The sequence below is a fragment of the Fusobacterium perfoetens genome (genome assembly GCF_021531475.1).
Classification (GTDB): Bacteria; Fusobacteriota; Fusobacteriia; order Fusobacteriales; family Fusobacteriaceae; genus Fusobacterium_B.
Genome location: NZ_JADYTX010000059.1, coordinates 1 through 8,179 on the forward strand (window position 1 = coordinate 1; position 8,179 = coordinate 8,179).

Consider the following 8,179-nt stretch of genomic DNA (forward strand, 5'->3'; position numbering starts at 1 on the left):
GTGATGCATTTTTTTAAATTAACAAATTTATTTAATTTTTTTATTTTTGACTTGACATTTAATAGTTAGTCTTAAATTATTTTCTCTTATAAATATTTTGCTGAAAGTGTTAAAATTTCTTCTTGAGTTGTATCTTTAGTATTAACTATTCCAGCTACTCTTCCGTTACTCATTACTAATATTCTATCAGTTATACCTAAAAGTTCTGGCATTTCTGATGAAACCATTATTATTCCTTTATCTTTATTAGCCAAGTCTATCATAAGTTGATAGATTTCATATTTAGCTCCAACGTCAATACCTCTTGTTGGCTCGTCAAGCATCAATACATCTGGCTCAGTAAGAAGACATCTTCCTAAAATAACTTTTTGTTGGTTTCCTCCTGAAAGAGTTCCTATTTGTGTTTCTTGTGATGGAGTTTTAACTCTCATACTTTCGATAACCCATTTTGTATCACCACACATTTTTTTGTTATCTAAAAGTCCCATCATTTTATTTTTATAAGCATCTAAGTTAGAAATAATTGAGTTTACTTTTATGTCAAGCATTCCAAATATTCCTGTGGCTCTACGTTCTTCCGTAACTAATGCAAAACCATTTTTAATAGCTTCTTTTGGAGTTCTATTTTTTACTTCCTTTCCATTTAATATAATAGTTCCACTAGCTTTTTCTCTTACTCCAAAGATAGTTTCTACTATATCTGTTCTTTTTGATCCAACAAGTCCTGCTACTCCAAGGATTTCTCCTTTGTGTAGTTCAAAACAAGCGTCATTTACTGATGGTTGGTGTAAAGCAGTTAGATGTTCTACTTTCAAGATTGGCTCTTTAACCGTATTTATTTTTGGTGGGAAACGATTAGTTAAATCTCTTCCAACCATCATGTTGATAATTTGATCTGTTGTTAATTTTGCTACTGACTCAGTTGCAACCCATTTACCATCTCTCATTATTGTAATATCATCAGATATTTTTTTAATTTCTTCCATTTTGTGAGAGATATAAATTATTCCGCATCCTTGATCTCTTAATTTATTTATAATTCTAAATAAATGTTCTACTTCGTTTTCTGTTAAAGAAGAAGTAGGTTCGTCCATTACTATTATTTTTGAGTTATACGAAACAGCTTTTGCTATCTCTATCATTTGTCTTTGTGATACAGAAAGATCTGCTACTTTCATTCTAGGGTCAACTTCTATATCCAAATCTTTGAAGATTTTTACTGTATCTTCATACATTTTTTTCTCATCTACAAATAACCCTTTCATAGGGAATCTTCCTAGCCAAATATTATCTAAAACGTTTCTTTGAGTAACTTGGTTTAATTCTTGGTGAACCATTGATACTCCATTTTCTAGGGCATCTTTTGCAGAAACAAAGTTTATCTCTTTACTATCTAAAGATATTTTTCCTCCATCTTTAGAATAGATTCCAAATAAGCATTTCATAAGAGTTGATTTTCCAGCTCCATTTTCTCCCATAAGAGCGTGAACGCTACTTGGTCTAACTTTCAGAGTAACTCCGTCTAAGGCTTTTACCCCAGGGAACTCTTTAGAAATATTTTCCATTTCTAATAAATATTTTACGTTCTCCATCTTATCTCCTTCTAATAATTTTTTAAAATTTTAAACTTTACCCTTAAATTTAAAATACTAAAAAATTCTCTTGATTATACACACACCACACATGAAATTTTTATGATAAGAGAGAGTGATTTCCACTCTCTCTCAAGTAAAAATTTTTTAACAATTCTTATTATTTGTATTCAGCAACGTTTGCTTTGTCGATTCCGATACTTGGTACTAGTAATACTCTGTTTTCAAGAGTTAATCCTGTTCCTTCTACTGGATCTTTTCCTGCTGCTAAGTTAACTGCGATATCAAATGTTCCTTTTCCTTGTCCTTTAGCATCGTTTAAAACTGTTCCAGCCATTTCTCCAGCTTCTATTTTAACTAATGCTTCTGGTAATGCGTCTACACCAAATACTGGTAAAGTTTTACCAAATGCTTTTTGAGATTCGATAGCTCCTAAAGCCATTCCGTCGTTGTTACAAATTACAACTTCTATTTTGTTTCCGTTAGGTCCTGATAACCAAGCGTCCATTTTATCTTTTGCTTGAGCTGTATCCCACATAGCTGTATCTAAGTGTAATTCTTCAGTTTTGAATCCCATTTCGTTAAGAGTTTTTATAGAATAAATTGTTCTTGCTTCTGCGTCTGGATGTCCTGGTTCTCCTTTAAGCATTACATATTGGATAACTCCGTCTTTGTTTAAGTCAAGAGCTGGATTTTCTTTCCATAATTTAGCTACTAATTCACCTTGAGCGATTCCTTGAGCGTTAGGGTCAATTCCTACATAGTAAGCTTTTTCATAAGAGTTCATAACTGCGTCTGAAGGTCTTCTGTTATAGAATACTACTGGTACGTCAGCTGGTTTGATTTTTCCTACAACAACTTCTGCTGCTGCTGGGTCAACTAAGTTTATTGCTAATGCGTCTACACCTTTTGATAACATAACGTCTATTTGTTCGTTTTGAGTAGTTTGGCTGTTTTGAGAGTCATTCATTTGTAGATCAACTTTGTCAGCAACCTTTCCAGCTTCTTCAGATACAACTTTTCTAAATAATGCGATGAAGTTGTCATCATATTTATAAGCTGTTAATCCAACTCTTAATTTAGGTGCTTCTGCTTTTTCAGCTTTTTTGTCTCCTCCACACCCTACTAATCCTGCTGCTAAAACTATAGCTCCTAATAATAATCCTGTTTTTTTCATAACAAATTACCTCCTAAGTTTAATTTTATCCTTGTTAGTTATTTAAAAAATATCCTTAACTTACGTTTAGACATCTTTTTTTGCAATTTAGTTGTTAATCTTTAATATTTTTTTGTTATTTTCCGAAAATAAAAATCGTTTTTTGCTTATAATCATTGATTTTATTATAAATTTTTCCTTTTTCAGGTAAAAATTTTAAAACATCTGGATAATCTTGAGTCTCGATACAGACACCTAAATGATCTTGGGCTTTCACTCCATTTGATAAAATTTTCGCCTCGTGAACATAGTTTCCTGTATAAATAACTCCAACTGGTTGGTCTGTCTTAACTTCCAAAGTTCTTCCACTCTCTTCATCTTCAAGTCTAGCTTTTACACTATCACCAACTTCATTAAAAATAAATGGGTGGTCTATTCCGTTACCAACTATTTTTATTTGTTCATCATCAGATTCAAAAATATCTTTAAATCTTTTTCCATTTCTTAAATCCATTATACTTTCTTTAACATCAGTTATCTCAACTGGTAGAGTTTTTTCATCTACTTTTATATATCTATCACAACAAAGCATTATCTTTTGATTATCAATATTTCTTTTTAAATCTCCACTTAGATTGAAATATGAATGGTTAGTTAAATTTATATATGTATCTTCACTAGCTTTTCCATCATATTCAACTATAAGCTTATTTTCTCTCAATGTATATTTAACTGTAAATTCCACTTCTCCTGGGAAGTTAGCTTCCAAATGAGGAGATACTCTTGTAAGTATTAAACCAACATCTTCTCCATCTTCAAAAGTTTCACCATTCCATACTTTTTCAGCAAAGAAATCTGGATATCCATGAAGATTATTTCCACCATTATTTTTTTCTAATTGGTATTTAGTTCCTTTTATAACTAATTCTCCATCTTTTATTCTTCCAGCATTTCTACCAACAATAGCTCCAAAATGAATTCCTATATGTTTTTCATATTCAGCTACACTGTCAAATCCTAAAACTATATTTTCTATTTTTCCATTTTTATCTGGAGTCATTATCCTTCTAATTGTTCCACCAAAGTTTAAAATTTCTACTTCGATAAAATCATTTTTTAAAATATACGAATAAACTTTTTCTCCATTTTTACTGATACCAAATTGTTTTTTTTCTATTAAACTCATTTTATCCACCTAATCTCTTGTATATTTTTCTGTGAAATCTCTATTTTCAAATATATTTTCTACGACCACTGCTATTGGAGAATAAAAATACAATTCCTCTCCAAGTTTTGTAAGCTCTATTGCATAAGAGTGAACATCTAAAGAAAGCTTATTAAGCTCAAACTTTAAAGTATCCATTAAAAATTTACTACTAAAAATTTCTCCTACAAGTATGATTTTCTCTGGGTCTAAAACAGATATAAGAATATTAAGCCCCCTTGCTATATACTCCATTGCTTCTGACATAACTTGAATTACTAAAAAATCTCTTTTTTTTACTCCGTAAAGTATATCTTTGATTGTAAGAAACTCTTTCTCTTTTAATATATCTTTTAAAATACTGTACTTTCCTATTTTTATTTCAGAAGTTATTTTTTTTATTATAGCCATCTCAGATGACTCAGCCTCCAAACAACCTCTTTTACCGCAAGAACATTTTCTAATACTATTTGTATTGATAACTATATGTCCTGCTTCTCCAGCCATTGAGTTATGCCCTTTGTAAATTTTTTTATCAATACAATTTGCACTACCTATTCCCTCTCCAAGATTGAAAACAACAAAATTTTTAACATTCTTACAACTTCCAATCTGTTTTTCTACAAGTACCATCGCCCTTACGTCATTTTCTAAAAGAACCGGAAGATTGTATTTTCTTTCAAAATACTCAACTACCTTTGGAGTTTTCAAACTGTAGTGAGGAGACATAACTGAGATACCTTTTTCTTCATCAACTGATCCTGTAATTATTATAGATAAAGCTCCAATGTTTGGATTTTGAGATATTTCCTTGCCAATAATATCATCTACTACTTTTAAGATATCCTCTTGTTCATCTTTATTTAATAAATCAATAGCAATTTTTTTCTTCTTAAAAATCTCTCCATTGATTTTACCTAGAGTAATATATAACATTCTATTTGATGTTAAGTTAATCCCTAAGATATCTTTAAATTTCTCATTATTAATAGAAAGATAAACAGGTGGTCTTCCACCACTGGATTCTCCAACAGACTTTTCTATAATTATCTTTTTCTCAAGTAAGTTTTTAGTTACTTTTGAAATTCTAGCTGAAGTCAATCCAAAAGTTTCTGCAAGTTCAAGACGAGAAACTTCTCCATATTCTTTAACTATTTTTAAAATTTCCTCTTCTCTTATGTTTTCTTTCATAATTTTTGTATCTCCTATGTTCATCATTATTAAATTTAATACATTTTTTACGATTTGTCAAAGGATTTATTTTTTTTTCGACAGACTTTATTAATTTTATTTAAAAAGTGTGGTATATTTTTTATAAAAAAAATTGTTTTTTTTCAATCTTAAAGTATAATAAAAGTACAAAAGATCGCAGGAGGGGTAAATGGAAATTCAAGAAATAATGTTAAAAAAATTTGTTGAGGTTTTTGGAGATAAGGAAAATAAAGAGTTATTTTTCACTCCAGGAAGAGTTAATCTAATCGGAGAACATATTGATTATAATGGTGGATTTGTTTTCCCTTGTGCTCTAAGTTTTGGTACATATGCTATCTGCTCTAAAAGAGAAGACAACATTTTTAGAATGTATTCAATGAACTTTGAGAAAGATGGTGTTGTGGAATTTTCAACAGATAAACTTGTAAAGGCTGATGTTTGGGCTGATTATTGTAAAGGGATCGTTGATATTTTTATAAAAAAAGGATATGAAGTAAAAAATGGTGCTGATATTCTTTTCTTTGGAAATATTCCTAATGGTGCTGGACTTTCTTCATCTGCTTCTTTAGAAGTTTTAATGGGTACAATGGTTAGAGATTTAAACGGACTTGATGTTGATATGGTTGAGATTGTTAAAATTGGTCAAATGGCTGAAAACCAATTCATCGGTGTTAGCTGTGGAATAATGGATCAATTTGCTGTTGGAATGGGAAAAGAAGACCAAGCAATACTTTTAGATTGCAACACTTTGGATTATAAATATGTTCCTATTAAATTAGAAGATGTATCAATCGTTATTATGAACACAAACAAAAGAAGAGGTTTAGCTGATTCTAAATATAACGAAAGAAGAGCTTCTTGTGAGGCAGCTTTAAAAGATTTACAAGATGCTGGAGTAGAAATAAAAAATATCTGTGACTTAAATATGGAAGCATTTGACAAAGTAAAACACTTTATAAAATCTGACGAAGCTTTAGTAAGAGTTAGACACGCTGTATCTGAAAATGTAAGAGTTTTAGAAAGCGTTGAAAGCTTAAAAGCAAATGACATTGCTAAATTTGGAAAATTAATGAATGAATCTCATATTTCTTTAAGAGACGACTACGAAGTAACTGGAAAAGAACTTGACTCAATAGTTGCTGCTGCTTGGGACGCAGAAGGAGTTATCGGTGCTAGAATGACTGGAGCTGGATTTGGTGGTTGTGCTGTTTCTTTAGTTAAAAATTCTTCAATAGATTCTTTCATCAAATATGTTGGAGAAAGATATACAAAAGAAACTGGACTTAAAGCTGACTTCTATATAGCTAACGTTAGTGAAGGTTCTAGAAAATTAGGTGATTTATAATGGCTGAAATAAATATTTATGTTGAAATAGAAAAATTATTAAATTTTGCTTTACATCATAATATGATAGAAGATGAAGATAAAATCTATTTTAGAAATAGACTTTTAGCTGTTCTTGGATTAGATTCTTATGATAATATTGAAGAAACTGAAAATCAAGTAAAAGATCTACCAATAGAAAAATCTTATGAAGTTTTAAATAGAATCTGTGATTGGGCAGTTTCTAAAGAAATCTTAGAAGATACTTTTGATCAAAGAGATCTATTCGATACTAAAGTTATAGGAGAGTTAATCCCTAGACCAAGTGAAGTTATAAAAAAATTCTTTACTGAATATGAAGAATCTCCTAAAAAAGCTACTGATAATTACTATGAATTTTCTCAAAACTCTAACTATATAAGAGTTGATAGAATAGCAAAAAATATGCACTGGTTCTCTGATACAGAGTATGGAAATTTAGAAATAACTATAAACCTTTCTAAACCAGAAAAAGATCCAAGAGATATAGCTAAAGCTAAACTTGCTCCACAATCTTCTTATCCTAAATGTTTACTTTGTAAAGAAAATGAAGGATACCAAGGAAGAATTAATCACCCAGCAAGACAAAATCATAGAATTATACCTTTAACTTTAACTAACCAACCTTGGTTCTTACAATACTCTCCATATGTATATTACAATGAACATTGTATATTGTTCTCTGGAGAACACAGACCTATGAAAATAGATAGAGGTAGTTTTGAAAGAGTTTTAGAATTTGTAGAAATATTCCCTCATTACTTTGTTGGTTCTAATGCTGACTTACCAATAGTTGGAGGTTCTATCTTAACTCACGACCATTTCCAAGGTGGTTGTCACGATTTCCCAATGGCACTTGCTGGTGCTGAAGAAACTTTTAAAATATCTGGATTTGAAGATATAACAGTTGAAAAAGTTCACTGGCCAATGTCAGTTATAAGACTTAGAGGAGCTTCTAAAGAAAGATTAGTTGAGTTATCAGATAAAATACTTACAAAATGGAGAGGATATTCTGATCCAGCTTGTGATATACTTGCTTTCACAGAAGACACTCCTCACAACACTATAACTCCTATTGCTAGAAAAAAAGGAAACGATTATGAAATAGATTTAGTTCTAAGAAATAACCGTACATCAGAAGAATTCCCACTTGGAATCTTCCATCCACACAAAGAGTTACATAACATCAAAAAAGAAAATATAGGACTTATTGAAGTAATGGGACTTGCTGTTTTACCAGGAAGATTAAAAGAGGAATTAGGAATTTTAGGTTCTCTAATGGTCGAAGAAAATCCTTTAGCTTTAATCAAAGAAAATGAAAAAGTAGTAAAACATCTTGAATGGTGTGAAAAAATACTTGCTAAATACTCTGATATAACAAAAGAAAATGTTGATGAAATCTTAAGAAAAGAAGTTGGAATCACTTTCTCTAAAGTATTAGAAGACGCAGGTGTTTATAAACAAACTAAAGAGGGTAAAGCTGGATTTAGAAGATTTATAAACTCTTTATAAAAAATTAACACAATATTTAGGGCTGTTATATTTTTAACAGCCTTATTTTTTATCTTAAAAAGAGAGCCTGTGAAAAAGATTCTGTAAATTAAATAATACTAACTTTTAATAGCTTTCTATGATAAAATTAATATCATAGGA

The 8,179-nt window shown here is 30.2% G+C and carries 6 protein-coding genes; 2 read left to right on the forward strand and 4 right to left on the reverse strand.

What is annotated here, in order from left to right; all coding sequences use genetic code 11:
* Positions 1-86: 86 nt before the first annotated feature.
* The 4 genes from mglA to I6E15_RS09820 form a co-directional block, all read right to left on the reverse strand.
* Positions 87-1,592: a galactose/methyl galactoside ABC transporter ATP-binding protein MglA gene (gene mglA / locus I6E15_RS09805; RefSeq protein ID WP_235247596.1), complete on the reverse strand. Its 1,506-nt coding sequence runs from the start codon at positions 1,590-1,592 to the stop codon at positions 87-89.
* Between the two features lie 160 nt (positions 1,593-1,752).
* Positions 1,753-2,769, reverse strand: a complete 1,017-nt coding sequence (gene mglB / locus I6E15_RS09810; RefSeq protein WP_235247597.1) for a galactose/glucose ABC transporter substrate-binding protein MglB — start codon at positions 2,767-2,769, stop codon at positions 1,753-1,755.
* A 115-nt stretch (positions 2,770-2,884) separates the two neighbouring features.
* Positions 2,885-3,934 carry an aldose epimerase family protein gene (locus I6E15_RS09815; protein WP_235247598.1) on the reverse strand — a complete coding sequence of 350 codons (1,050 nt, stop codon included), beginning with the start codon at positions 3,932-3,934 and terminating at the stop codon, positions 2,885-2,887.
* Positions 3,935-3,943: 9 nt separating this feature from the next.
* Positions 3,944-5,143 carry an ROK family transcriptional regulator gene (locus I6E15_RS09820; protein WP_235247599.1) on the reverse strand — a complete coding sequence of 400 codons (1,200 nt, stop codon included), beginning with the start codon at positions 5,141-5,143 and terminating at the stop codon, positions 3,944-3,946.
* A 196-nt stretch (positions 5,144-5,339) separates the two neighbouring features.
* Here I6E15_RS09820 and I6E15_RS09825 point away from each other — a divergent pair, with 196 nt between their 5' ends.
* Positions 5,340-6,509, forward strand: coding sequence for a galactokinase (locus I6E15_RS09825; RefSeq protein ID WP_419180951.1), 1,170 nt, complete (start codon positions 5,340-5,342; stop codon positions 6,507-6,509).
* Positions 6,509-8,038 (forward strand): UDP-glucose--hexose-1-phosphate uridylyltransferase, encoded by a 1,530-nt coding sequence (galT, locus tag I6E15_RS09830; protein ID WP_235247600.1) that lies wholly within the window; start codon positions 6,509-6,511, stop codon positions 8,036-8,038. Before I6E15_RS09825 ends, galT begins: the two co-directional genes overlap by 1 nt.
* Positions 8,039-8,179 lie beyond the last annotated feature (141 nt).